We start from the raw sequence: 23717 nt of genomic DNA, 5'->3' as shown, positions 1-23717 counted from the left end.
TTGTTCCAATGTCAGACTATGGCATAGAGGTACTCTGGATTCTGATCCTTGCAAGCCTCGGCCTTTCCGCTGTTGCCGTGGTGTTCTCGGTATTCCAACGGCGCCACAGCCACACACCAGCGGTCGCATACGCCGCAGGCGAGGACGTGGCTTCGGAAGCGGCTCGCAAAGTGCTGCGGGAGTTTGAAAAGAACGGCCACTCGGCCGATGCCGCACTGATCACATGGTCGCCCGACACCTTGCGCAAGATCCTGGCGGACGATCTGCCGGAGACGCAGGTGATCGTGGTATCCAACCGCGAGCCCTATATCCACAACATCAAGGATGATAGCGTCGAGCTCTTGGTACCGGCCAGCGGGCTGGTTTCGGCGCTCGAGCCGATCACCCGCGCCTGTGCCGGCACCTGGATCGCCTATGGCGGCGGAACAGCGGACCGCCTCACGGTCGACAAGAACGACCGGATTGAGGTGCCGCCTGGCAATCCGTCCTACGCGCTGCGCAGGGTCTGGCTGACGGAGGAAGAATACCAGGGCTATTATCTGGGCTTCGCCAATGAAGGTCTGTGGCCGCTTTGCCATATCGCCTTCACCCGCCCGATTTTCCGTGCGTCGGATTGGGAGGCCTATGAGGCCGTCAACCGGAAGTTCGCCGATACTGTGGTTGCCGAAGCGCGCAACGAGCGGCCGATCGTGCTGGTCCAGGACTATCACTTCGCGCTCTTGCCGCGCATGATCCGAGAGCGCCTGCCCGAGGCGATCGTCATCACTTTCTGGCATATCCCATGGCCCAACTCGGAAGTGTACAGCATCTGTCCATGGCGTGAACGGATACTGGAGGGCTTGCTCGGCAGCTCCATCATCGGCTTCCATACCCAGTTCCATGCCAACAATTTCGCCGAAAGCGTCGATCGCTTTCTGGAAAGCCGTATAGAGCGGGCCGATGCGGCGATCTCCTACGGCGGACAGACGACGCTGGTGCACGCCTATCCCATCTCCATAGAATGGCCGGCCGAACTTTTGGCGAAACTTCCTGATGTCGACGAATGCCGCGCCCGCCTGCGCGAGAGGTTCGGACTGAAAGAGGATGTCAAACTGTGCGTCGGCGTCGAGCGTCTCGACTACACGAAGGGCATTCTCGACCGTTTCCGGGCGCTGGAAGAATTGTTCACGAGACATCCCGAATGGGTCGGGAAACTGGTTCTCCTACAGATCGCAGCACCCAGCCGCGGCACACTCCCGGCTTACAGGCAACTCCACGATGAATGCCGCCGCTACGTCGAAGAGCTCAACCAGCGCTACGGCAGCGAGGATTACAGTCCTGTCCTAATGGTAGACAAACATCACCCGCAGGAACAGGTCTACGAATTCTATCGCGCCGCCGACATATGCATGGTCACCAGCCTGCATGACGGCATGAACTTGGTGGCCAAGGAATTCGTCGCGGCGCGCGACGACGAACAGGGCGTGTTGTTGCTCAGCACCTTTGCCGGCGCTTCGCGCGAACTTCTGGAGGCATTGATCGTCAATCCCTACGATACGGCCATGACGAGCGAAGCGCTGCTGCAGGCGCTGACCATGACGCCGGAGGAACAGCGCGAGCGTATGCGGCCCATGCGCGAGATGGTCCGCGACAACAACGTCTATCGATGGGCCGGCAGCATGCTTCTGGACGCGGCCCGCCTTCGCAAGCGCGGCGACCTCGACCGGGTGACGGGCAACGGCGAGCGGCCATCGAACAACAATGTGATTCCCATGTTCGAGCGGGCAAGAAAGGCAGTGTCGTGACGAGCATTCGCTGCCGCTGCGTCATGTACCAGTTCTCCTGAATACTGCGCCAGTTCGACGTTCTGAGTTAAGTTAACGGTTCGTATATCGACTGCAAGCGCCAGACGTCCTTGAGAAACCCCATCAGGAAGGCGCCAAGGTGACCTCGATCGGATTAACGCGCCCTGCCCATCGCCTCGGCCCACTGGAGAAGCTGATCAGCCGATCTTCCCGTCCACGATGTGAATGCGGCGATCCATGCGCGCAGCCATGTCGAGATCATGCGTAACCGCCACGACGGTCTTGCCGCGCTCGCGCACAAGATTCTCCAGGATTGCGAAGACCTGCTCGGAGCTCTTGCTGTCGAGGCTCCCCGTCGGCTCATCGGCGAGGATAAGCGGCGGGTCATTGGCGAGCGAGCGCGCCACCGCGACGCGCTGACGCTGGCCGCCCGAGAGCTGGTCGGGCCGCTTCTCGAGATGTTCGCCGAGCCCCAGGGATGAAAGCAGCTCCCCGGCCCGTTCGCGCATCTGAGGCCGCGCCAGGCGGCCCAATTTGCGCATTGGGATTTCGACATTCTCGCGCGCCGTGAACTCCGGCAGCAGAAAATGAAACTGGAACACGAAGCCCAGCATCGAAAGCCTGGTCCGCGCGCGCTCCCTTTCATTCATCGGCTCGGTGTCGCGGCCGCCTATTCTCAACCTCCCGGCAGTCGGCCGGTCCAGCAGCCCGAGCAGATAGAGCAATGAGGATTTGCCGGACCCGGAGGGACCGGTGACGGCGACGAATTCTCTCTCGTTGATCGCGAGCGTGATGTCCTTGACCAGCGTGACGGGAACGGTCTCGGGCAGCACGCGCGTCAGTTTCACGGTCTCGATGAGTGCGCTCATGACGCGCCTCTGATGATCTCGACGGGGTTCAGGCGCGCCGCGCGGCGCGCCGGCAGGTAGCCGGCCACTGCCGCCGAGCCTAGCGCGAAAGCCGACGCAATGACGTAGTGCATCAAGCTCCAGGCGATCGGCAGCCGGGTCATCTCCTGGCCGGTCGCGGCGATCTCGAAACGCACAAGCGACAGTGCATAGGTCATGGAAACGCCGAACAGCCCGCCGAGCACGGACCCGGCCGCGCCGATCGCCACGCCTTCCAGCAGAAAGAGCCGGCGCATGTCGGACTCCGGAAAGCCAAGCGACTTCATGATGGCGATGTCGCGCGCCTTCTCGTGCGTGATGGTCGAGATGATGTTGTAGATGCCGAAGCCAGCGACCAGCATGATCGCGCCGACGACGGTGTACATGATGACGTTGCGCACGACGAGCGCTTCGAGGATCGATTCATTCGCCTCCTGCCACGCTACGGCCTTGTAGCCCAGTTCGGCCTCGGCACGCTGCGCCACCGCCGGAGCGCGGTTGGGATCGTCGAGCTTGATGCGGATCTCGTTGATGGCGTTTGGACGCGCGGAGAGGATCTGCGCGTTCTTCAGCAGTACATAGGCCTCACCTTCGTCGCGCGCGGTGGTGCCGGTGTGGAACAGGCCAGCGATCTTGAAGTTGCGCGTCAGCCCCTCGGAGGAGACCGCCGTTATCGTGTCGCCGAACCCGGCGCCGAGCCGGCTCGCCATCGTGTCGCCGATGAGCACGTTGTTGCCGCCCGCGGCAAGTGCCGAAAAGCTGCCTTCGACGAAGTCTCCGACGATCGGCGACACGCCGGACTCGCGCTCCGGTTCGATCCCAATGATCGCCGCGCCGACTTCGCGGCTGGAATAGCGGATCACCCCCTGCGTTTTGAGGCTTGCCGCGAACCGGCCGGGAATCCAGCTCTCGAGCCAGGAGGTCGCGGCGGTCGGATTGATGATGCCGCGGCGATCGTCGCGCGGCCTGAGCCCGGAGATCGCAGCTGTCGCGAAGGCATTTTCGGCTGGCTGGCGGCGGGCGGTGCGCTGCTCGTCGGTGATGTCGACATGCGGCATCGTATCGACGAGCTGCCTGACGAAATCGTCCTGCCCGCCCTGCATCAGCGCCGCCATGGCGATGGAGAATCCGACACCGACCGCAACGCCGATCACGGCAACCAGCGTCTGGCGACCGCGGCCGGCAATATGCGTGATGGCGATGTCGAAGATGAGAGGCATCGTTGCTTTATCTCTCCTGGGCGGCGGTGATGCTTACGCGCCCCCCGTCGGCCAGGTCGGCGGGGTAGGGCGAGATGACGCGAGCCTTCTCGTCGACACCTGACAGAACCTCGATGCCATTGGTGCCGCGAATGCCCGTTCGGACTTCACGGCGCCGGGCCTTGTCGCCTTCGACTATGAACAGCTTGTTCCCATCCATCGCAGCGGGCGGGATCAACAGCGCATTTTTCGAAACGCGGATGACGATGTTCACGTCGGTCGACATGCCTATACGAAGCGGCGTATCGTCCGGCAGGCGGAAACGGACGCGATAGGTCTTCGTCACCGGATCGCCCTTGGGCGTGATGCTGTCGACCACCGCTTCCAGGTTCCGCCTAAGGAACGCATCCGATTTAAGCAGCGCGCGCTGGCCGACCTCGACCCGGGGGATATCCTCCTCGTTGACCTCGGCGACCACCAGGAGCGGCTTCGGCTCGCCGACCCAGAATAACACCGTGCCGAGCTCGGCGACCTCACCCACCTCGCCGTCCTGCCTGAGCACGACACCGGCGCTCGGCGCTCGCAAGACGTAGGTGTCGAGTCGCGCTTTCTGTCCGGCAACCAGCGCCTCGATCTGGCCGAGCTCGCTCTGCGCACGATCGAGCGCCTGCTGGCTCGCAGCACGCCTTTCGGCAAGCACCGTCAGCCGCCGGAGCTCTTCCTGGGCAAGCGCTTGACGCGCTTCGAGCTCGCCAAGCACGGCCCGGGCCTCGCTGTCGTCGAGCTTGGCGAGCACGTCGCCTTGTGCAACCCTCGACCCCTCGCAATTACATTGCTCGACGATCCTCTCGCGGACCACGGGAGTCACCTTGGCCCAGGTTCGCGGCTCGACGGAGCCGCTCGCGTAAACGATTTCCGCCGCGTCGCCGCGTTGTGGCGTCACGACCGAAACCTTGGCCGGCTGCCACAGATACCAAGCGCCGGAAGCAGCAGCCGCCGCGACAAGAACGATGCCGACGATCCAGCGTATCCGTCGCAAGAATCTCCCTCCATCATCGAATCCGAACGTCGGGCAGTGGCAGACATAACACTAGACCGACCGTCGGTCTATAAAAGTTGCATAAAGAACCGGTTCGTGCTCCTCTTGCTCCACCTGCACTTTCTGAGGATCGATTTTGCCCCGAGTGATAAAGCCGCCGGAGATACGATCCGCCGAGCTCCTCGACTGCGCCCAGCGGCTTTTCTTCGAGCAAGGCTACGACAACACGACGGTGAACGACATCATCCGCGAGGCCGGCCTGTCGAAGGGCGCGTTCTACCACTATTTCGCATCGAAAGAGGCTCTGCTGGAGGCGCTCGCCACACGTCTCGCGCGCGACAGTTTCACCGAGTTGCAGCCCGTGCTCAACGATCCCTCACTCGATGGGCTTGGCCGGCTCAATGCGCTCTTTGCCGGCTCGCGGCGGCTGAACGTCGAGCTCGCCCCGCAATTGCGCAAGACGTTTTTCGTCCTGTTCCGGCCCGAGAACCTTGCCCTCTTCCATCGGGTCGACCAGGCGACCAGGGAATTGGCCATGCCGATAATCACCGATCTGCTCAGGAAAGGAAGCGAGGAAGGCATCTTCGACGTGCCCGACCCGGAAGCTTTCGCCGAGATGTTTTTGCAGCTGCGGCTGATCTTTCGGGACGTAATGCACCGCGCCTTGCTGAAGGCCGAGCAGGGCAATATCGACGAAGCGGCGCGGCTGCTCGACGACCGGCTGCGGCTCTATGGCATCGCAATCGACCGGCTTTTGAAGCTGCCCGATGGAACGATAGAAGCAGCGCAACCCGGGTTTGCCCGGGCTTTCCTCGAAGCAGGCCCGTGAGCCGCCGAGCCCGCCAAGGCCGCGGAGCAGCAATTCACCGCGTCCTGACAGATCGCCCCAGCGACTCCGCGTACTGCCGTGGAGATGGTTTTGCCAGCGCTGTCCAAATCAGGGGGCGTCAATGTCGCCCGAGGTGCTGTGACTTTGCCAGATATGAACGTTCATCGCCTCAGCGCATGCACGTTATCAGTATTTTCGCCGCCCATCGGCAGTGCCATGTCGTCGTCGAGCAGGCGCGTGATGCGGGCGAAGCCGGCAAAAGCCTTCCTTGCTTCCTCTGCCGACATCCGGCCCTCCAAAGCAGCGGAGCAGCAATTCACTGCGCACTGGTAGACTGGCCCACGTCGGCCTGTCGGCCATTTACGCAAGAACCCCATCGCTTCGGCTACGCTATAAATTTCTTCGGCAGGGCTTTCCTGCCCACGCGAAATCCGCACAGGCGTAAAGAATTGCAGGCGATCCATCGTTTCCTCCCGGTCGATCGCTATGTGCTTGATCGAACCTTTAAACTTACGGCTGGCCATTTGGTTTCCGGCAAACAGAGCCCGGGGCTAAAAAAGAGGCCCGGCTAAAACGAAGTCTTTCACATCACTCGACCGAAATCGAATCACCAAACGTGACAACCATGTGACGAACCGTTGCCCGCCGATAAGCGCGAGTTTCATCGAATGCCTATAAGGCCTAAGCCGGCAAATCAATCGGTTGCCGTTTCCCTCGCGTCGAGGCTCTCTACAGGGAAAACGGCGAGTTCCGCCGGAGCCGGGGCGGCGAAGGCATGACATAATGTTCCCCTTCTCCCCCTTGCTTGTGGGAGAAGTGGAAGCCCTATTCACCGAGCATCTCGGCCAGCCTGCGCACTGTATTCCAGTTGCGCGAGGTGCCGACCCCGAGCCGTTTATGGCTTGCCGCTGCAAGCAACCGCGAACTTGGCGTCTCGCGGGAAAATGCGATCCAGATGTCGCCGCCGACCGCCTGCATCCGCTCATCCTTGCCGACATAGGCCTCCAGCGCCGCGACGGCCTCAGCGGGAACGGGCTTGCGCATCACGCGCACCGCTACCTGATCCGCGGCGGCAGCCGATTCGGCGGGAAACGGATTGCCGGCCGCAAGCTTCAACCAGTCCTCCGCGCGGCGCACGATGATGTCGACATGGCGGCCGAAGGTCTTTTCGAATGCCGTCTCCAACCGGTGCTCCAGCGCGGCAGTTTCTGTCTTTTTCGTCTCAAAGACCAGATTGCCGGTTGCCACCAGCGTGCGTGGATTGTTCAGCTCCAGGCCTTCCGCCATCGCCCTGAGATCGGACATGACGACCCGACGTCCCTCGCCCAGGATGATGCTGTAAAGCAGAGCGACGTAGGTTTGCATGGTAGCCTGCCGGTTTAGACCAAGCGGCTCTGCTCCACCGCCGCTTCGATGAAGCTGGCAAACAGCGGGTGCGGGTCAAGTGGCCGGCTTTTCAGTTCAGGGTGATACTGCACGCCGATGAACCAGGGATGGTCGGGGTATTCGACCGTTTCCGGCAGCACGCCGTCCGGCGACATGCCGGCAAAGACCAGGCCGCAATCCTCGAGCCGCTCCTTGTAGTCGACATTGACCTCGTAGCGGTGGCGGTGGCGCTCGGAAATCTGCGTATCGCCATAGATCTCGGCGATTTTCGAGCCCCTGGCGAGGTCCGCCTGATAGGCACCGAGCCGCATGGTGCCGCCGAGGTCGCCGGTTTCCCTGCGCTTCTCCAGCATGTTGCCTTTCAGCCATTCGGTCATCAGGCCGACGACCGGTTCCTCGGTTGGGCCGAACTCGGTCGACGAGGCATGCTCGACGCCGGCCAGCGAACGCGCGGCCTCGATGCAGGCCATCTGCATGCCGAAACAGATGCCGAAATACGGCACTTTTCGCTCGCGGGCGAACTTCGCTGCCAGGATCTTGCCTTCCGCGCCGCGCTCGCCAAAACCGCCGGGGACCAGAATGCCGTGGACCTTTTCCAGCCACGGCGCCGGATCTTCCTTCTCGAATATCTCGCTCTCGATCCAGTCGAGCTTGACCTTGACGTGGTTGGCGAGGCCGCCATGCGACAGCGCCTCGATCAGCGATTTGTACGCGTCCTTGAGGCCGGTATACTTGCCGACGACGGCGATGGTCACCTCGCCTTCCGGATTGTGGATGCGCTTGGACACCGCTTGCCAGGGCTCCATGCGCGGCTTCGGCGCCGGATCGATGCCGAAAGCGGCCAGCACTTCCGAATCCAGCCCTTCATTGTGATAGGCCATCGGCACGTCGTAAATGTGCGGCACGTCGAGCGCCTGGATGACCGCGCTCTCGCGGACATTGCAGAACAGCGACAGTTTGCGGCGCTCTTCCCTGGGGATGGGGCGGTCGGCGCGGACCAGCAGGATATCGGGTGCGATGCCGATGCCGCGCAATTCCTTGACCGAATGCTGGGTCGGCTTGGTCTTCAATTCGCCCGCCGTTGGAATGTAGGGCATAAGCGTCAGGTGCACGTAGACGGCGTTGTTGCGCGGCAGGTCGTTGCCGAGCTGGCGGATCGCCTCCAGGAACGGCATCGCCTCGATGTCGCCGACGGTGCCGCCGATCTCGCACAGGACGAAGTCATAGTCGTCGTTGCCGTTGAGAATGAAATTCTTGATCTCGTCGGTGACGTGCGGAATAACCTGCACGGTGGCGCCAAGATAGTCGCCGCGCCGCTCCCGCTCGATGATGTTCTTGTAGATGCGGCCCGTGGTGATGTTGTCCTGCTGGTTGGCCGAGCGGCCGGTGAAGCGCTCATAGTGGCCAAGATCGAGGTCGGTCTCGGCGCCGTCGTCGGTCACGAAGACCTCGCCATGCTGGTATGGCGACATCGTGCCGGGATCGACGTTGAGATAGGGATCGAGCTTTTTGATGCGTGCGCGATAGCCTCGCGCCTGCAAGAGAGCCCCAAGGGCCGCTGCAGCGATGCCTTTTCCAAGTGAGGAAACCACGCCGCCTGTGATGAATACATATCGCGCCATGGGAGTCATCGCTTAACGCGGCCGAATTGATTCCGCCAGAGAAAAAACCACCGCGAAGGCTTTTTCCCAAGAAGGCGCTCTGGTGGTGCGTGCACCAAAACAAAAGGGCCGGCGAGACCGGCCCTTTTTGGATGATCCGCCTACTAGCGCCGCGCGTCCCCCTAGGACGCGCAAAGGACGCTTTAGCAATTTGATTTTTGCGTCAGATGATGACGACCTTGGTGCCTACTTTCACCCGGCGGTAAAGGTCCATGACGTGCTCGTTGATCATGCGGAAGCAGCCGTTGGAGGCGCTCGTTCCGATCGACTGCGGCGCGATGGTGCCGTGAATGCGCAAATGTGTGTCCTTCTTGCCCTCGTAGAGATAGATGGCGCGCGCGCCGAGTGGATTTTCGCCGCCGCCGGGCATGCCGTCCTTGTACCGGCCGTAATTCTTCGGCTCGCGCTTCTGCATCTCGAGCGTCGGGATCCAGCGCGGCCATTCCTGCTTGTCGCCGACGGCGACCGTGCCCTTGAACTGCAGGCCGTCACGACCGACCGCAATCGCATAACGGCGGGCGGTCCATGAAGATTCGACGAGGTAGAGGCGGCGCGCACTGGTATCGATGACGATGGTACCGGGGCTGTAGCCGGTGAACTCGACCTCTTGCGGCACGAACTCCGGCTTCACCTTGAACTGCTTCTTGGCTTCCTTCCTGGCGAGTGCGGCATCGAGAACGCGGGTCTCGGGGAGCAGCGACATCGACGAGGACGTGCCGCCGAACAGGCCGGCGAACAGCCCGACGCTCTGCGGCTTCTGTCCAACCGGCTCGCTGCGCAATTCCCCGTTGTTGCCAGTCAATGCGACGTTCATGGCCTCGGCGGAAACTGGCTCGGCCGACTGGATCGGTGCGATGGGTTGAACCGGTTCGATGATATTGACGGTCGTCTTCTTAGCCAGACGGGCAGCGGACGTATCCTTCTTGGCAAGACCCTTCTTGGCAAGAAACGCTTGCCGTTCCGCATCGGCCTTGGCTTTGGCCGCTTCGCGCATCGCCAGCTTCCTGGCCTCGAGCGCCTTGGCTCGAGCGGCCTCCTTGTCGGTCGCGATCTTGGCTTCGATCTTGCTGATCTGGGCAAGATCGTCCGCGGTCGGGTTTTTCTTCTTCTTGAGGAGCCTAAGTTGCGCCGTATTGCTTTTGGCGGCGACGTTGACGACGTCAGTTGTTACTGCGGTTTTAGAGGCCGAATTACCCGCCGGCATGGCCGCGTAAGCGGGCGCACCAAGGCTGAGCACGGCACAAAGGCCGGCTAAAATGAAGCTGCGAAGCTGCATGGCGAAGATCCGATCGTTCAATGCTTGTTGCCCACGGCGTCGCCCGGCGTCCCCCAAGGACCCCGAAAGTGCCGCGCGCAATCTATAGTCGATTAATCGGAGACGCCTCAAGCGCCCTGTCGTGCCGTGCCCGGTCGAATCCTCGCGATCGTGCGGCATTTGCCGCGACTGTGTTCAAACAACAACAGATCGCGGCGCCGAACGTCTGCTGATTACTGGTTTGGAACCTGCGGCGTTACTGGCAGGGTGACGCCGTTTGTGGCCGGCGGCGTGGTCGAACCCGCCGCAGGCGGCGCAGCCGGCGCCGGGGCTGCGGCATCATTTCCGGAAGGCGGCGTTGGCGCCGTATTGCCGGTAGGCGGCGTTGGCGCCGTATTGCCGGAAGGTGGTGTCGGCGCCGTGGTGCCAGGCAACTGGTTGAGCACGCCGCCCGCACCGTTCGTCGCAGGTACACGATCGAGAATGTCGATCGGCTTTTCGCCGTAACGGGCGACGATCGACAATGTCAGCGAGGTGGCGAAGAAAGCCGCCGCCAGAATCGCCGTCGCCCGCGTCAGCGCGTTGGCCGCGCCGCGCGCGGTCATGAAGCCCGATCCGCCGCCGATGCCGAGGCCGCCGCCTTCGGAGCGCTGCAGCAGCACCACGCCGACAAGAGCGAGCACGACCATGAGGTGGACGACGATCAGTACGGTTTCCATAGTTTACCCTGGCAAAGCCTTGCGCGGCCGCGGATACGGCCGGTGATTTGGAGGCGGCTCAATACAATGCTTTGACGGCATTTCCAAGCCCGTGGCCGGAATATGGGAAGCAATGCGCCCTTTGCAACGATTCCGCTGCGGCACAGCCTATCCGAAGTGCCCGACGGCCTTTCGATGCTACGAAATATTTCGATAGGCTTCGGCGATGCCGAGAAAGTCCGCCGCCTTCAGACTGGCGCCGCCGACCAGCGCGCCATCGACATTTTTCACGCCGAGCAGTTCGACCGCGTTCGACGGCTTGACCGAGCCGCCATAGAGGATGCGCAACTTCGCCGCCGCGCTGCCAAGCTTTTCCGACAGTTTTTCGCGAATATGCGCATGCGCCTCAGCAACATCGGCGGCGGTCGGCGTAAGTCCCGTGCCGATCGCCCATACCGGCTCGTAGGCGATGACGGTATTCGACGCCGTGGCGTCGGGCGGCACCGAGCCGGCGACCTGGCGCGACAGCACGTCGAGCGTCGCGCCTGCCTCGCGTTCGGCTCTCGTCTCACCGATGCAGATGATGGCTACCAGTCCGGCGCGCCACGCGGCGGACGCCTTGGCCTGTACAATGGCGTCGTCCTCATTGTGATCGGCGCGGCGTTCGGAATGGCCGACGATGACGTGGCTGGCGCCCGCATCTTTCAGCATCTCGGCCGAAATACAGCCGGTATGGGCGCCGCTCTCCTTGGTGTGGCAATCCTCGCCCCCGGCCCGAACCGGGGTGCGCGACAAAATCTCTGCGGCATGCGCCAGCAGCGTCGCCGGAACGCAGACCAGCGCTTCGGTCTCCGCATCGAGCCCGCTCATGAAGCCGTTGCCGATCATCCTGAGTTCGTTGAGCGAGGCGCTGGTGCCGTTCATTTTCCAGTTGCCTGCGACCAGCGGGCGGATTCCTGGCGTCATGGGATTTGTTTCTCCGGGCAATATTCGGCTGCGTCCTCACTACCAAACTCAGCCCACAAAGCAATCGACAGTGGGCCGGAAGGACGCTATTGCGCTTGTTTCAGACTCGACGCATGCGAAAATGCGCAAAAATCGGAAGTGACCATGCTTAGTATCTTGAGAAGCGCGGCGGGGACCTGGGTCGCGAAGGCGCTGCTGATATTGTTGGTGTTGAGCTTCGCCGTCTGGGGCATTTCCGGGCAGATGGTCGGTGGTTTTGCAGGCCACGACGCAGTTGTCACGGCCGGAGGCACCAAAGTGTCGATCAACGAGTATCGCCTCGCCTATGATCGCCAGATCAGCGTGATGTCGCAGCAATTCGGCCAGCGCATCAGCCGCGAACAGGCGACGGCGCTCGGCCTCGACAACCAGGTGCTGGCGCAACTCGTGTCGGGTGCAGTCCTCGATGAGCAGGCCCGCAAGCTCGGGCTGGGGCTGTCCAAGGACCGGCTGGCCCAACTCACGCATGAAGACCCGGCCTTCAAGGGTCCCGGCGGCACCTTCGACAGAAGGACTTTCGAATACATACTGCAACAGGTCGGCATGCGGCCGGAAGACTATCTGAGGAATCGCGCCCAGGTGGCTGTGCGCCAGCAGATCGTCGAGGCGGTTTCGGACGGCCTCAAGGCTCCGGATACTTTCTTGAAGGCAGTCGCGCTTTATCGTGGCGAAGACCGCACCATTGATTATCTGACCTTGCCGAAATCGCTGGTCGAGCCGATTGAAGCGCCATCCGACAGCGCGCTTTCGGCCTATTTCGAGGAAAACAAGAAGACCTATGCGGCTCCCGAATACCGCAAATTCTCCTATGTCAGGCTCGAGCCGCAAGACATCATGGATCTGAGCGCCGTGACCGACCAACAGGTCAGCGACGACTACAACAAGAACAAGGGGCGCTACACCACGCCGGAAACGCGCACCATCGAACAGCTCGTGTTCAAAACGCCTGATGCCGCGAAGGCCGCGCTCGATTCACTCAAGACCGGCGCGACCTTCGACAAGATCGTCGCCGCCGAGGGCAAGACGCAAGCCGACACGCTGCTCGGCACGCTGTCCAAAGACAAGATCGCTGACAAGGCAGTGGCGGATGCGGCGTTTGCGCTCAATGTCAACGAAGTCAGTCCGGTCGTTCAGGGCGCCTTCGGTCCGGTGCTGCTGCGCGTCACCGACATCAAGCCCGAAGTGGTGAAGCCGCTGGCCGAAGTGTCCGCCGATATCCGCAGGGATCTGGCGCTGGGCGAGGCAAGCCGCATTCTGTTGGACGTGCATGACAATTACGAAGATATCCGCGCTTCGGGCAGCACGCTCAAGGAAGCGGCCGAAAAACTCAGGCTGAAGGTCGTCACCATCGACGCGATCGATCGCACCGGCCTGAGGCCGGACGGCACCATCGTCAAGGACCTGCCGGAATCGCCGGAACTCATCAAGGCGGTGTTCGACGCCGAACCCGGCACCGAGAATCCCGACCTCACCACCGCCGACAACGGCTTCGTGTTCTACGAGGTGGAGTCGATCACGCCGGCCCGCGACCGCACGCTGGATGAAGTCCGCCAGAAGGTGGTGGCCGACTGGACGGCTGCGGAAACGACCAAGCGGCTCACCGCAAAAGCGGGCGAACTCGAAAAGCGTCTCGATGCCGGCGCCACGCTCGATGTGATCGCGAGCGAGCTCAAGCTCGAGAAGCAGACCAAGCGCGGCGTCAAGCGCGAGGCGGACGACGTCGATTTCGGCAAGGAAGGGGCCGCTGCGATGTTCGGCGAAGGCCAAGGCGGGACCGGATTGATCCCCTCGCCCACCGGCGACGGACAGATCCTGTTCAAGATCGCCGAAGTCTTCGAGCCTGCCGGAGCCGACGCCAGCTCGGTGCCGGATGAGGCGCAGAAATCGTTCACCGCCGGCATGTCCGATGACCTGCTCGACCAGCTGGTGGCGCAGCTGCAGACGCAATATGACATTCGCATCGACCAGACCGCCGTTGCCCAAGCCCTGACCAGATGAGCGCGCTCAAGACCCATATCGCCAAGGTCGCCGCAGGCAATTCCCTTTCCTTCGAGGAAGCGCGCGAAGCCTTCGACATCATCATGTCGGGCGACGCTACGCCCGGCCAGATCGGCGGCTTCCTGATGGCGCTGCGTGTGCGCGGCGAGACGGTGAACGAGATTTCCGGCGCCGTCGCCACCATGCGCGCCAAGATGCTGCGCGTCGACGCGCCCGCTGGCGCGATCGACATCGTCGGCACCGGCGGCGACAATTCGCACAGCGTCAACATCTCGACCGCATCCGCCTTCGTCATCGCCGCCTGCGGCGTGCCGGTGGCCAAGCACGGCAATCGCGGACTGTCCTCGCAGACCGGCGCCGCCGACGTGCTGACCGCGCTCGGCGTCAAGATCGATATCCCGCCGGAAACGATCGGCCACTGTATCCACGACACAGGCGTCGGCTTCATGTTCGCGCCGGCGCATCATCCGGCGATGAAGCATGTCGGTCCGATCCGCGTCGAGCTCGGCACCCGCACCATCTTCAACCTGCTTGGCCCGCTCTCTAATCCGGCCAGTGTGAGCCGGCAAATGGTCGGCGTCTTCTTGCCGGAATGGATCATGCCGGTGGCCGAGACGCTGAAGGCACTGGGCGCCGACCACGCCTGGGTCGCCCATGGCGACGGTTATGACGAGATCACCACCACCGGTGAAACCCAAGTGGCCGAACTGGTCGGCGGCGAGATCCGCACCTTTACGCTGACACCGGAAGCGGTTGGGCTGAAGCGGCACACCAAGGACGAGTTGCGCGGCGGCGATGCCGCCTACAACGCCCAGGCGCTGCGCGACATGCTGGGCGGCGCTGCCGGCGCCTTTCGTGATACGGTGCTAATGAACGCCGGCGCCGGGCTGGTGGTGGCGGGCAAGGCGACGACGCTTGCCGACGGCATGGCGACGGCGGCGCAAGCCATCGACAGCGGCCGGGCGCTGAAAGTGCTCGATCGGCTGGTCGAGATTTCGAACGGATAGAGCCGTGTCTGATATCCTGCGCAAGATCGAAGCCTACAAGCGCGACGAGATCGCCGCGGCGAAGGCGCGCGTGCCGCTTGCCGAGATCAAGGCGCGGGCGAAGGACACCGATGCAGCGCGCGGCTTTCTCTCGGCTCTTGAAGCCAGGCGCAAATCCGGCAGCTTCGCGCTGATCGCCGAGATCAAGAAGGCGAGCCCGTCCAAGGGCCTGATCCGTGCCGATTTCGATCCGCCGGCACTAGCCAGGGCCTATGGGAAAGGTGGCGCCGCCTGCCTTTCGGTGCTGACCGACGCGCCGTCCTTCCAGGGTGCGCCTGAATTCCTCACCGACGCGCGCAACGCCGTGCCATTGCCCGCTTTGCGCAAGGATTTTCTGTTCGAGCCTTATCAGGTGTTCGAAGCCCGTGCGTGGGGCGCTGACGCCATCCTGATCATCATGGCGAGCGTCGATGACGCCGTGGCCAGCGAACTCGAAACGACGGCGTTCGAGCTCGGCATGGACGCGCTGGTCGAAGTGCATGACGAGGCCGAGACGGAACGCGCGCTGAAACTGTCATCGCGGCTGATCGGCATCAACAACCGCAATCTCCGGACGTTCGAAACCAGCATCGAGACCTCGGAGCGGCTCGCGACGATGATGCCGGCAGACCGCCTGCTGGTCAGCGAGAGCGGTATTTTCTCGCACGAAGACTGCCGCAGGCTGCAACGGAGCGGCATCGGTACGTTCCTCGTCGGCGAGAGCCTGATGCGGCAACAGGACGTGGCCATTGCGACGCACCTGCTTTTGACGGGCAAGGCGCCCGCCATTGCATCGGCCCGAAAATCGGAATCGATTTTCGGAGAGCACGATGCATAGATTCAAAGCATTAGAGCGTACGTTGCGCGTCCAGACGGACGCACGCCGCTCTAAGGTGACCTGACGATGACGGCCGCCCTCACCCATCTTGGCGCGAAAGGCGAAGCCAATATGGTCGATGTCGGCGACAAGGCGGAGACGACGCGCACGGCAATCGCCGAAGGTCTTGTCTCGATGCGGCCCGAAACGCTGAAGATGATTCTCGACGGCGATGCCAAGAAGGGCGACGTGCTGGGCACGGCGCGCATCGCCGGCATCATGGCGGCCAAGAGGACGCATGAGCTGATCCCGCTCTGCCATCCGCTGCTGTTGACCAAGGTATCCGTTGACATCGAAACGGACGCGACGCTGCCAGGCCTGAAGGTCACGGCGCTGGCCCGCGTCACCGGTAAGACCGGCGTCGAGATGGAAGCGCTGACCGCCGTCTCGGTCGCCTGCCTGACCATCTATGACATGGCCAAGGCGGTCGACCGCGCCATGGTGATCTCGGGCATCAGGCTGGTGGAAAAGACCGGCGGCAAATCCGGCGACTACAAGGCAGACGCCAAGGGGGCGGGCCAATAATGGCACTGCTTCCGGTCGCCGAGGCGCTCGAGCGCCTGCTTGAGGATGCTGCGCCCTTGCAGGCTGAAAGCGTCGCCCTGATGGACGCCGCCGACCGCGTGCTGGCGGAGCCGCTCCTGGCGCTCCGCACCCAGCCGCCGTTCAACGCGTCCGCCATGGACGGCTATGCCGTGCGGGCCGAGGATGTCGCGTCCGTGCCCGCAAGACTTTCGGTGATCGGCATGGCGCCGGCCGGACGCGGCTTTGCCGGAACAGTCGGCCCGGCGCAGGCCGTGCGCATCTTCACCGGCGCGCCGCTTCCTGCAGGCGCCGACACCATCGTCATCCAGGAGAATGTCCGCGACCTCGGCGGCGGCAGCATCGAAGTGACCGCGTCGACGGTTGAAGGCCGCAACATCCGCCGCCTCGGGCTCGATTTCTCGAAGGGCGACGTCCTGCTGGAGAAAGGCCGCCCGCTTGATCCGGCGGCATTGTCGCTGGCGGCGTCGGCCAACCACCCGCAGGTCAGCGTGGTGAAACGGCCGTTGGTCGCCATCATCGCCACCGGCGACGAATTGCTGCCGCCGGGCAGCGACCTTGGCCCTGACCAGATCATCTCGTCCAATGCCTATGGCGTCGCCGCCGCGGCCCGCTCGGTCGGCGCCAGCGCGCTCGATCTCGGCATCGCCCCCGACCGCAAGGAGGCGATCGCCACGCTGGTGAAACAAGCGGTCGACGCAGGCGCCGACGTCATCGTCACGCTGGGCGGCGCCTCGGTCGGCGACCATGACCTGGTCCATGACGTGCTGACCGGTGAAGGCATGACGCTCGATTTCTGGAAAATCGCCATGCGGCCCGGCAAGCCGCTGATGTTCGGGCGGCTGGGTGACATCCGCTGCATCGGCCTGCCTGGCAATCCGGTGGCGAGCCTGGTCTGCACGCAGCTCTTTCTGACGCCGCTGCTTGCGCGGCTCGGCGGCCGCGCCTTCCGGCAGGACATGCGTCAGGCGCGGCTCGGCGCCGCCATGCCGGCCAACGATCTCAGGCAGGACTATGTACGCGCCGTGGTGAGCGAAGAAGCCGGCACGCTGCTGGCGACCCCGTTCGGCATCCAGGATTCCTCGATGCTCAAAATGCTGGCCGACGCCAACGGGCTGATCGTGCGCGAGCCGTTCTCTCCCCCAGCCGCGACGGGCGCCGCGTGCAGCGTGCTGATGCTACGCTGAACAAAACGTCAACACATTCATTAAATTTTAAACGGTTGCGGAACACAACTGGAACAGATAGTGTTTGTTCTGGGTTTGTTTTTCTGATTCTGTTGGGGGTCGCGATGCTGACACGCAAACAACATGAACTGCTGATGTTCATCCACGAGCGGCTGAAGGAAAGCGGCATTCCGCCCTCGTTCGACGAGATGAAGGAAGCGCTCGACCTCGCCTCGAAGTCGGGGATCCATCGGCTGATCACTGCACTGGAGGAGCGCGGTTTCATTCGCCGCCTGCCCAACCGCGCCCGCGCGCTGGAGGTGCTGCGCCTGCCCGATTCGATCGCGCCCGGCCTCAATGCGGCGCGCAAATTCTCGCCAAGCGTCATTCAGGGCAGCCTTGGGCAGGGCAGCCTCGGACGACAGATCAAGCCGGCGCCTTCGCGCATGCCCGCGGCCGGCAATGACGACGACGTCGTTGCCACCATCTCCATACCGGTGATGGGCCGCATCGCTGCCGGTGTGCCGATCGACGCCATCCAGCACCAGACGCATTCGATCTCGGTACCACCGGACATGATCACCGGCGGCACGCACTACGCGCTGGAGGTCAAGGGTGATTCGATGATCGAGGCCGGCATTTTCGACGGCGACACGGTCATCATCCGCAACGCCGACACCGCCCAGCCTGGCGAGATCATCGTCGCCTTGGTCGACGACGAGGAAGCGACGCTGAAGCGGTTCCGCCGCAAAGGTGCCTCGATCGCACTGGAAGCCGCCAATCCGGCCTACGAGACGCGCATCTTCGGGCCGGACCGGGTCAAGGTGCAAGGCAAGCTCGTCGGACTGATCCGGCGTTACTGAACGGCAGGCTTTTGGGGTTTCTCGGCCCTGCGGTATGGCGGCAGGCCCCTTGCCTCGCGCGAAAATCTCCGCTGCTCATGCCAGGGCCTATAGGGCTGTCTGACGGCAAACTGGATTTCTGCGCGCGTCGTCGCCGATAGCGGATCGAAAAAGACGGCGGCACTGCCCATGCGAGCGAGCTGCCGTTTGGTGACGACGAGAACCAGCGGATTGCGGCAGGGATTATAATAGGCTGTGGCATCATCGATGACGATCAAATCCGCAAAGGCACAGGCTGGCCGTGCGGATTTGCGGTCGTCGGCGAGCGCGATGATCGCGCCGGACTGGTGCCGGGCGAGGCACAGGCCGGCAGTGCAGTAGAAGGGCGCTCCCGGCGGCAGGTCGGCCGGGTCGACGATGTCGAACCGCACGTCTCCTTTTTCGAATGTCTCCGGCTCGACAATGGTCGCTGAAACCAGCGCATGTTTCCAGTTGTCGGTGGTGAATTCGTTCGAGCGCACCCGGTTGACGGCAAGTTCGCCGCCGCCGATCGGCAGCGCCACCAGATGCGCATCTTCCGAAATCAGCACGTCGGGGGTGCGCGTCTCGGAAATCGTCAGCAGGCCGGCGAGCGCAAAGGGAAGTGCCGCAAGCCGCAACCATGTCGTTGCCATCGTGGCGATGACCAGGGCGGCCGTCACCAGCAGAACCGACTGCAACGAGATCAGCCCGACGGCATCGACCGGCGACCGCTCGGAGATCCATCCCGATATTGCAATCATGGCCGTCAGCCCCTTGCCCATCATGTATAGGAAAGGGCCGTCGAAGCCGAACGGCATTGCCAAAGCGCTGACGACGGCCAGGAACATGACGACCGTGACGATCGGCATGACGGCCAGATTGGCGAACAGGCTGAGCGGCGAGACGCGCTGGAAGTGCCAGATGGCGAAGAGTGCGGTGGCGCTGCCGGCAATGATGGAGGTCATTGCGATGGTACCTGTCCCAGCGGCAAGTTTTCGCGTGACGAAAGCGATCGTTGACCGTCGCTGTGGCGGCGCGGTGGCCTTGTTGGCACGATAGTCGGACCAGCCGGCATAGGCGCCCACGAGAGCAGCGGTCGCGGCGAAGGACATCTGGAAGCTTGGGCCGACCACCTCGTGCGGCGACACGACGATGACGGCGATGGCCGAAATCGCCAGATTGCGCATGGTGAGTGCCGCCCGGTCGAACAGCACGGCGACAAGCATTACCGCCAGCATGATAAAGCTGCGTTCAGCCGCGACCACGATACCGGAAAAAATCAGATAGGCAGCGATGGAAACGAGTGCGGCAGCAGCCGCATATTTTTTGACCGGCCGGCGCGACGAAAAATCGGGAACCAGCGCAAAGGCGCCGCGCAGCAATCCCATGATGGTGCCGGCGACAAGCGCCATGTGCAGGCCGGAAATCGAGATGATGTGGTAGATGCCGGTGCGCCGCATCGATTCGTTTATCTCTTCGGGAATGCCGGCACGCACGCCGACGATCAGCGCGGCGGCAATCTCCCCCTCGGCGCCACCGATGCTGTCCCTGATATGGTCGGCGATGGTTTCACGCGCCTTTTCGATCGAGGAAGAAATGCGCGCGGCGAACGGTGCATCTTCGGAAACGACGATCTTCGGATTGCCGAGGAAAAAGCCACTGGCACCGATACCGGCGAAATAGCTGTCGAAGGAGAAGTCATAACTGTCCGGCCTAACCGGGCCAGTCGGAGGCAGAAGCCTCACATAGCCGGTTGCCACCGAGCCTGCGGTCATCTCAGCGGGAATTTTGCGTGCCGAAACCCTGACACGTTCCGGCGCATAACGCAGTGTCGGCCGGGCGGTCGACATCACGTCGATGGTCAGCCTGATCCGGCCGTTCGCCATCTGATCGAGCCTAACGACACGGCCGGTGAGCTGGGTCTGGATTTCCGAGCCGAGCATCTGCGTTCCCACGCGCCAGGTTTCAACCTTGGCGGCGAGTAGCCCGAGTGCGCACAGCAACGCTGCCATGAAGCACAGATGCGTTTTGCGCCATGAGCGTGTCACCGCCGCACACAATGCCGTGAGGACCACGACGGCAATGGGCTGCGGAAAGTCCGGTTCGACGGCAAGCGAAAAATAGACGATCACCCCGCATGCCAGAAAAACCGGCACCAGCAGGAAGGCGACGCCGCGGTCTAGTTCCAGGCCGGCTGCCGAGGCCACGCTGTTGCGGATACCGGATGGTGAAAGATGGCTAAGCTGTCGGCGGAAACGAATGACAGGCCCGGGTGTTGGAGCCGGTGTTGGCGCGGCGCGGTCCGGCGAAAGAGGCTGAATGCCCGGGTGCGACGCAGGCAGCGAAACGGGTAGCGGCTCGGCGTGGGGAACGTCGGCAAACAGCGATCGTTCGCTGACGCTTGTGGTCGCGCCCTCGCTCTTGTCCGCGCCGCGGCCTGGTCCAGCCATCGGGTCTGCCCCTTGCGCCCTTGACCTCCTATGCTACATGAACGCGCGACGCGCGAAAGTCCGCGCAATCACATCCGTTTCCTGCGCTTGCCTGAGAGTTCCATGTCCGACAAGGTCGTCACCCGTTTCGCCCCCTCGCCCACCGGCTTCCTGCATATTGGCGGCGCGCGCACGGCGCTGTTCAACTGGCTGTATGCGAAACACACCGGCGGCACGATGCTGCTGCGCATCGAGGACACCGATCGTGAGCGTTCGACCGATGCGGCAACCGCCGCCATCCTCGACGGACTCTCCTGGCTCGGCCTCACCTGGGACGGCGAGCCGGTATCGCAGTTCGAGCGCGCGCCGCGCCACCGCGCGGTCGCCGAGGAACTGGTGCGCATGGGCAAGGCCTATTACTGCTACGCTACGCCGGCTGAACTGGAAGCGATGCGTGAGAGCGCGCGGGCCAAGGGCTTGCCTCCCCGCTATGACGGCCGCTGGCGCGACCGCGACCCGTCCGAGGCGCCAGCCGGCGCCAAGGGCGCGATCCGAATCAAAGCGCCGGCCGACGACGAGACGGTGGTGCATGATCTCGTGCAGGGCGAAGTCCGCTTCCCCAACAAGGATCTCGACGATTTCATCATCCTGCGCTCGGACGGCAATCCGACCTATATGCATGCCGTCGTCGTCGACGACCACGACATGGGCATCACCCACATCATCCGCGGCGACGATCATCTGACCAATGCCGCCCGCCAGATGGTGATCTATCGAGCCATGGGCTGGGACGTGCCGTCGATGTCGCATATCCCACTGATCCATGGCGCCGACGGCGCCAAGCTGTCGAAGCGGCACGGCGCCCTCGGCGTCGAAGCCTATCGTGCCATGGGGTACCTGCCTGAGGCACTGCTCAACTACCTGGCGCGGCTCGGCTGGAGCCACGGCGACGACGAGGTCATGTCGATCGCCGACATGATTGCCTGGTTCGACATCGGCGACGTCAACAAGGGGGCCGCCCGCTTCGACTTCGCCAAGCTCGAGGCGCTGAATGGCGTGCATATGCGCCGCATGAACGACGCCGAATTGCTCGATATCTTCATCAACACCTTGCCCTATCTCGAAGGCGGCCCGGCGATTGCAGCGCGCCTCGACGACACGCGCAAGGCACAGTTGCTCGCCGCGCTGCCAGGCCTAAAGGAGCGCGCCAAGACGCTGGTCGAACTGGCCGACGGTGCCGTCTTCCTGTTTGCCGAGCGGCCGCTGCCGATCGACGAGAAGGCGGCTGCATTGCTCGGCGGTGAAGCGCGCGAGACCCTGCGGGGCGCCCACGCGGCGCTGAAGGCGATTTCAGGCGACTGGACGGCCGAGGCGGCGGAAGCCGCGATCCGGGAATATGCGGTGGCCGGCGGCCATAAGCTCGGCGCTGTGGCCCAACCTTTGCGCGCCGCGCTCACCGGCAAAAGCACCTCGCCCGGCGTGTTCGACGTGCTTGCCGTGCTTGGCCGTGAGGAAAGCCTGGCGCGCGTCGCGGATCAAATCGATTAGCAAAACTGGCCCAAGAAGATTGGCATTGAAAGGTGGGTTTCGCAGTGCAACATTAGGTCTTGGCCCAATTTGGCACGCAAATCCAATTGCGGGCGCAAACGCGCGAACTCCGATGCTTTTTCGACGTGTTGCGTTGCAGATATTTCGCCTTTGCCGGCATGAGAAAACCAAAAGGAGTTTGCAATGTCCGAAGCTGCGACAAAGATGGAATTTGGCGGCAAAACCCACGCGTCGACTGCTAAACTTGAATTCGGCGGCAAAACTCACGAGCTCAAGGTGCGAAGCGGCTCGGTCGGACCTGATGTCATCGACATCGGCTCGCTTTACAGCACCACCGGGGCGTTCACCTACGATCCCGGCTTCACGTCGACGGCAAGCTGCGAGTCGGAAATCACCTTTATCGATGGCGATGCCGGCATCCTTTTGCATCGCGGTTATCCGATCGACCAGCTGGCCGAGCACGGCGACTTCCTCGAAGTCTGCTATCTCCTGCTCTATGGTGAATTGCCGACCAAGGCGCAGAAGGACGATTTCGACTACCGGGTGACGCGCCACACCATGGTGCACGAGCAGATGTCGCGCTTCTTCACCGGCTTTCGCCGCGACGCGCATCCGATGGCGGTGATGTGCGGCGTGGTCGGCGCTCTGTCGGCCTTCTATCACGATTCCACCGACATCTCGGACCCGTATCAGCGCATGGTCGCATCGATGCGGCTGATCGCCAAAATGCCGACGATCGCGGCGATGGCCTACAAATACCACATCGGTCAGCCCTTCATTTACCCGAAGAACGAGCTGAATTTCGCGGCCAACTTCCTGCATATGTGCTTTGCCGTGCCGTGCGAGGAATACAAGATCAACCCGGTGCTGGCCCGAGCGATGGAGCGCATCTTCATCCTGCATGCCGATCACGAGCAGAACGCCTCGACCTCGACCGTCCGCCTCGCCGGCTCGTCAGGCGCCAACCCGTTCGCCTGCATCGCCGCCGGCATCGCCTGCCTGTGGGGACCGGCCCATGGCGGCGCCAACGAGGCGGCCTTGAACATGCTGGGCGAGATCGGCCATGTCGACCACATCCCGGAATTCATCGCCCGCGCCAAGGACAAGAACGATCCGTTCCGGCTGATGGGCTTTGGCCACCGCGTCTACAAGAACTACGATCCGCGCGCCAAGATCATGCAGAAGACCGCACATGAGGTCTTGGGCGAACTGGGCATCAAGGACGACCCGCTGCTCGACATCGCCATGGAACTGGAAAAGATCGCGCTGACCGACTCCTATTTCATCGAGAAGAAGCTTTATCCGAACGTCGATTTCTATTCCGGCATCACGCTGAAGGCGCTGGGCTTCCCCACCACCATGTTCACCGTGCTGTTCGCGGTCGCTCGTACCGTCGGCTGGATCGCGCAGTGGAAAGAGATGATCGAGGATCCGCACCAGAAGATCGGTCGCCCGCGCCAGCTCTATACAGGTGCGCCGGAACGCGACTACGTGCCGATTGCTAAGCGGTGAATGGTGAATAGCG

At 63.0% G+C, this 23717-nt stretch carries 20 protein-coding genes; 10 read left to right on the top strand and 10 right to left on the bottom strand.

The genetic code is table 11. The features are described 5' to 3' along the window. Positions 1-8 precede the first annotated feature (8 nt). Positions 9-1784, top strand: coding sequence for an alpha,alpha-trehalose-phosphate synthase (UDP-forming) (locus BQ8482_RS00970; protein ID WP_123145952.1), 1776 nt, complete (start codon positions 9-11; stop codon positions 1782-1784). 197 nt (positions 1785-1981) lie between these two features. On the opposite strand, the gene BQ8482_RS00965 is transcribed toward BQ8482_RS00970, so the two are convergent. Genes BQ8482_RS00965 through BQ8482_RS00955 form a run of 3 tightly spaced genes read right to left on the bottom strand, consistent with a single transcriptional unit; the run spans position 1982 to position 4909 of the window. Beyond that, positions 1982-2653 carry an ABC transporter ATP-binding protein gene (locus BQ8482_RS00965; protein ID WP_123145868.1) on the bottom strand — a complete coding sequence of 224 codons (672 nt, stop codon included), beginning with the start codon at positions 2651-2653 and terminating at the stop codon, positions 1982-1984. Further along, the gene (locus BQ8482_RS00960) at positions 2650-3891 is read right to left on the bottom strand and encodes an ABC transporter permease (RefSeq protein WP_123145867.1); all 1242 of its coding nucleotides are present in this window, start codon (positions 3889-3891) and stop codon (positions 2650-2652) included. The genes BQ8482_RS00965 and BQ8482_RS00960 overlap by 4 nt, the downstream gene beginning before the upstream one ends. 7 nt (positions 3892-3898) lie before the next feature. Next, positions 3899-4909, bottom strand: a complete 1011-nt coding sequence (locus tag BQ8482_RS00955) for an efflux RND transporter periplasmic adaptor subunit (RefSeq protein ID WP_123145866.1) — start codon at positions 4907-4909, stop codon at positions 3899-3901. Between the two features lie 145 nt (positions 4910-5054). On the opposite strand from BQ8482_RS00955, the gene BQ8482_RS00950 reads away from it, so the two are divergent. After that, the gene (locus tag BQ8482_RS00950; protein WP_425294064.1) at positions 5055-5738 is read left to right on the top strand and encodes a TetR/AcrR family transcriptional regulator; all 684 of its coding nucleotides are present in this window, start codon (positions 5055-5057) and stop codon (positions 5736-5738) included. 161 nt (positions 5739-5899) lie between these two features. On the opposite strand, the gene BQ8482_RS00945 is transcribed toward BQ8482_RS00950, so the two are convergent. The 6 genes from BQ8482_RS00945 to tpiA all read right to left on the bottom strand — a co-directional run bounded on the left by BQ8482_RS00945 (position 5900) and on the right by tpiA (position 11704). Continuing rightward, positions 5900-6202 (bottom strand): DUF982 domain-containing protein, encoded by a 303-nt coding sequence (locus BQ8482_RS00945; RefSeq protein ID WP_123145951.1) that lies wholly within the window; start codon positions 6200-6202, stop codon positions 5900-5902. Positions 6203-6563: 361 nt separating this feature from the next. Then, positions 6564-7103: a DUF1697 domain-containing protein gene (locus BQ8482_RS00940; RefSeq protein WP_123145864.1), complete on the bottom strand. Its 540-nt coding sequence runs from the start codon at positions 7101-7103 to the stop codon at positions 6564-6566. Between the two features lie 14 nt (positions 7104-7117). Further along, the gene (locus BQ8482_RS00935) at positions 7118-8755 is read right to left on the bottom strand and encodes a CTP synthase (protein ID WP_123145863.1); all 1638 of its coding nucleotides are present in this window, start codon (positions 8753-8755) and stop codon (positions 7118-7120) included. Between the two features lie 193 nt (positions 8756-8948). After that, the gene (locus BQ8482_RS00930) at positions 8949-10061 is read right to left on the bottom strand and encodes a L,D-transpeptidase (protein ID WP_123145950.1); all 1113 of its coding nucleotides are present in this window, start codon (positions 10059-10061) and stop codon (positions 8949-8951) included. A gap of 212 nt (positions 10062-10273) precedes the next feature. Further along, a complete protein-coding gene (gene secG, locus BQ8482_RS00925; RefSeq protein ID WP_123145862.1) occupies positions 10274-10759 on the bottom strand; it encodes a preprotein translocase subunit SecG in 486 nt (161 codons plus the stop codon). A 177-nt stretch (positions 10760-10936) separates the two neighbouring features. Continuing rightward, positions 10937-11704: a triose-phosphate isomerase gene (gene tpiA, locus BQ8482_RS00920; RefSeq protein WP_123145861.1), complete on the bottom strand. Its 768-nt coding sequence runs from the start codon at positions 11702-11704 to the stop codon at positions 10937-10939. A 144-nt stretch (positions 11705-11848) separates the two neighbouring features. Here tpiA and BQ8482_RS00915 point away from each other — a divergent pair, with 144 nt between their 5' ends. From BQ8482_RS00915 to lexA, 6 genes are all read left to right on the top strand, one after another. Further along, on the top strand, positions 11849-13741 hold the full coding sequence (locus tag BQ8482_RS00915; RefSeq protein WP_123145860.1) for a SurA N-terminal domain-containing protein: 1893 nt from the start codon (positions 11849-11851) through the stop codon (positions 13739-13741). Further along, the gene (gene trpD / locus BQ8482_RS00910; RefSeq protein WP_123145859.1) at positions 13738-14748 is read left to right on the top strand and encodes an anthranilate phosphoribosyltransferase; all 1011 of its coding nucleotides are present in this window, start codon (positions 13738-13740) and stop codon (positions 14746-14748) included. The genes BQ8482_RS00915 and trpD overlap by 4 nt, the downstream gene beginning before the upstream one ends. Positions 14749-14752: 4 nt before the next feature. Further along, positions 14753-15604: an indole-3-glycerol phosphate synthase TrpC gene (trpC, locus tag BQ8482_RS00905; RefSeq protein ID WP_123145858.1), complete on the top strand. Its 852-nt coding sequence runs from the start codon at positions 14753-14755 to the stop codon at positions 15602-15604. A gap of 66 nt (positions 15605-15670) precedes the next feature. Next, positions 15671-16168 carry a cyclic pyranopterin monophosphate synthase MoaC gene (gene moaC / locus BQ8482_RS00900; protein ID WP_123145857.1) on the top strand — a complete coding sequence of 166 codons (498 nt, stop codon included), beginning with the start codon at positions 15671-15673 and terminating at the stop codon, positions 16166-16168. Further along, the gene (locus BQ8482_RS00895) at positions 16168-17373 is read left to right on the top strand and encodes a molybdopterin molybdotransferase MoeA (RefSeq protein ID WP_123145856.1); all 1206 of its coding nucleotides are present in this window, start codon (positions 16168-16170) and stop codon (positions 17371-17373) included. Before moaC ends, BQ8482_RS00895 begins: the two co-directional genes overlap by 1 nt. Before the next feature lie 104 nt (positions 17374-17477). Then, positions 17478-18215, top strand: coding sequence for a transcriptional repressor LexA (gene lexA / locus BQ8482_RS00890; protein ID WP_095492879.1), 738 nt, complete (start codon positions 17478-17480; stop codon positions 18213-18215). On the opposite strand, the gene BQ8482_RS00885 is transcribed toward lexA, so the two are convergent. Continuing rightward, a complete protein-coding gene (locus tag BQ8482_RS00885; protein ID WP_123145855.1) occupies positions 18209-20665 on the bottom strand; it encodes a ComEC/Rec2 family competence protein in 2457 nt (818 codons plus the stop codon). The two genes, lexA and BQ8482_RS00885, sit on opposite strands and share 7 nt — an antisense overlap. Positions 20666-20767: 102 nt before the next feature. On the opposite strand from BQ8482_RS00885, the gene gltX reads away from it, so the two are divergent. Together gltX and gltA are read left to right on the top strand one after the other, a co-directional pair. Beyond that, positions 20768-22192, top strand: a complete 1425-nt coding sequence (gene gltX / locus BQ8482_RS00880) for a glutamate--tRNA ligase (protein WP_123145949.1) — start codon at positions 20768-20770, stop codon at positions 22190-22192. Positions 22193-22375: 183 nt separating this feature from the next. Continuing rightward, the gene (gltA, locus tag BQ8482_RS00875; RefSeq protein WP_065009590.1) at positions 22376-23704 is read left to right on the top strand and encodes a citrate synthase; all 1329 of its coding nucleotides are present in this window, start codon (positions 22376-22378) and stop codon (positions 23702-23704) included. Positions 23705-23717 lie beyond the last annotated feature (13 nt).

Source organism: Mesorhizobium delmotii, from assembly GCF_900149755.1.
Lineage (GTDB): Bacteria > Pseudomonadota > Alphaproteobacteria > Rhizobiales > Rhizobiaceae > Mesorhizobium > Mesorhizobium delmotii.
The sequence above is the reverse complement of the archived record's forward strand: the minus strand, read 5'-3'. Positions and strand labels throughout refer to the sequence as shown.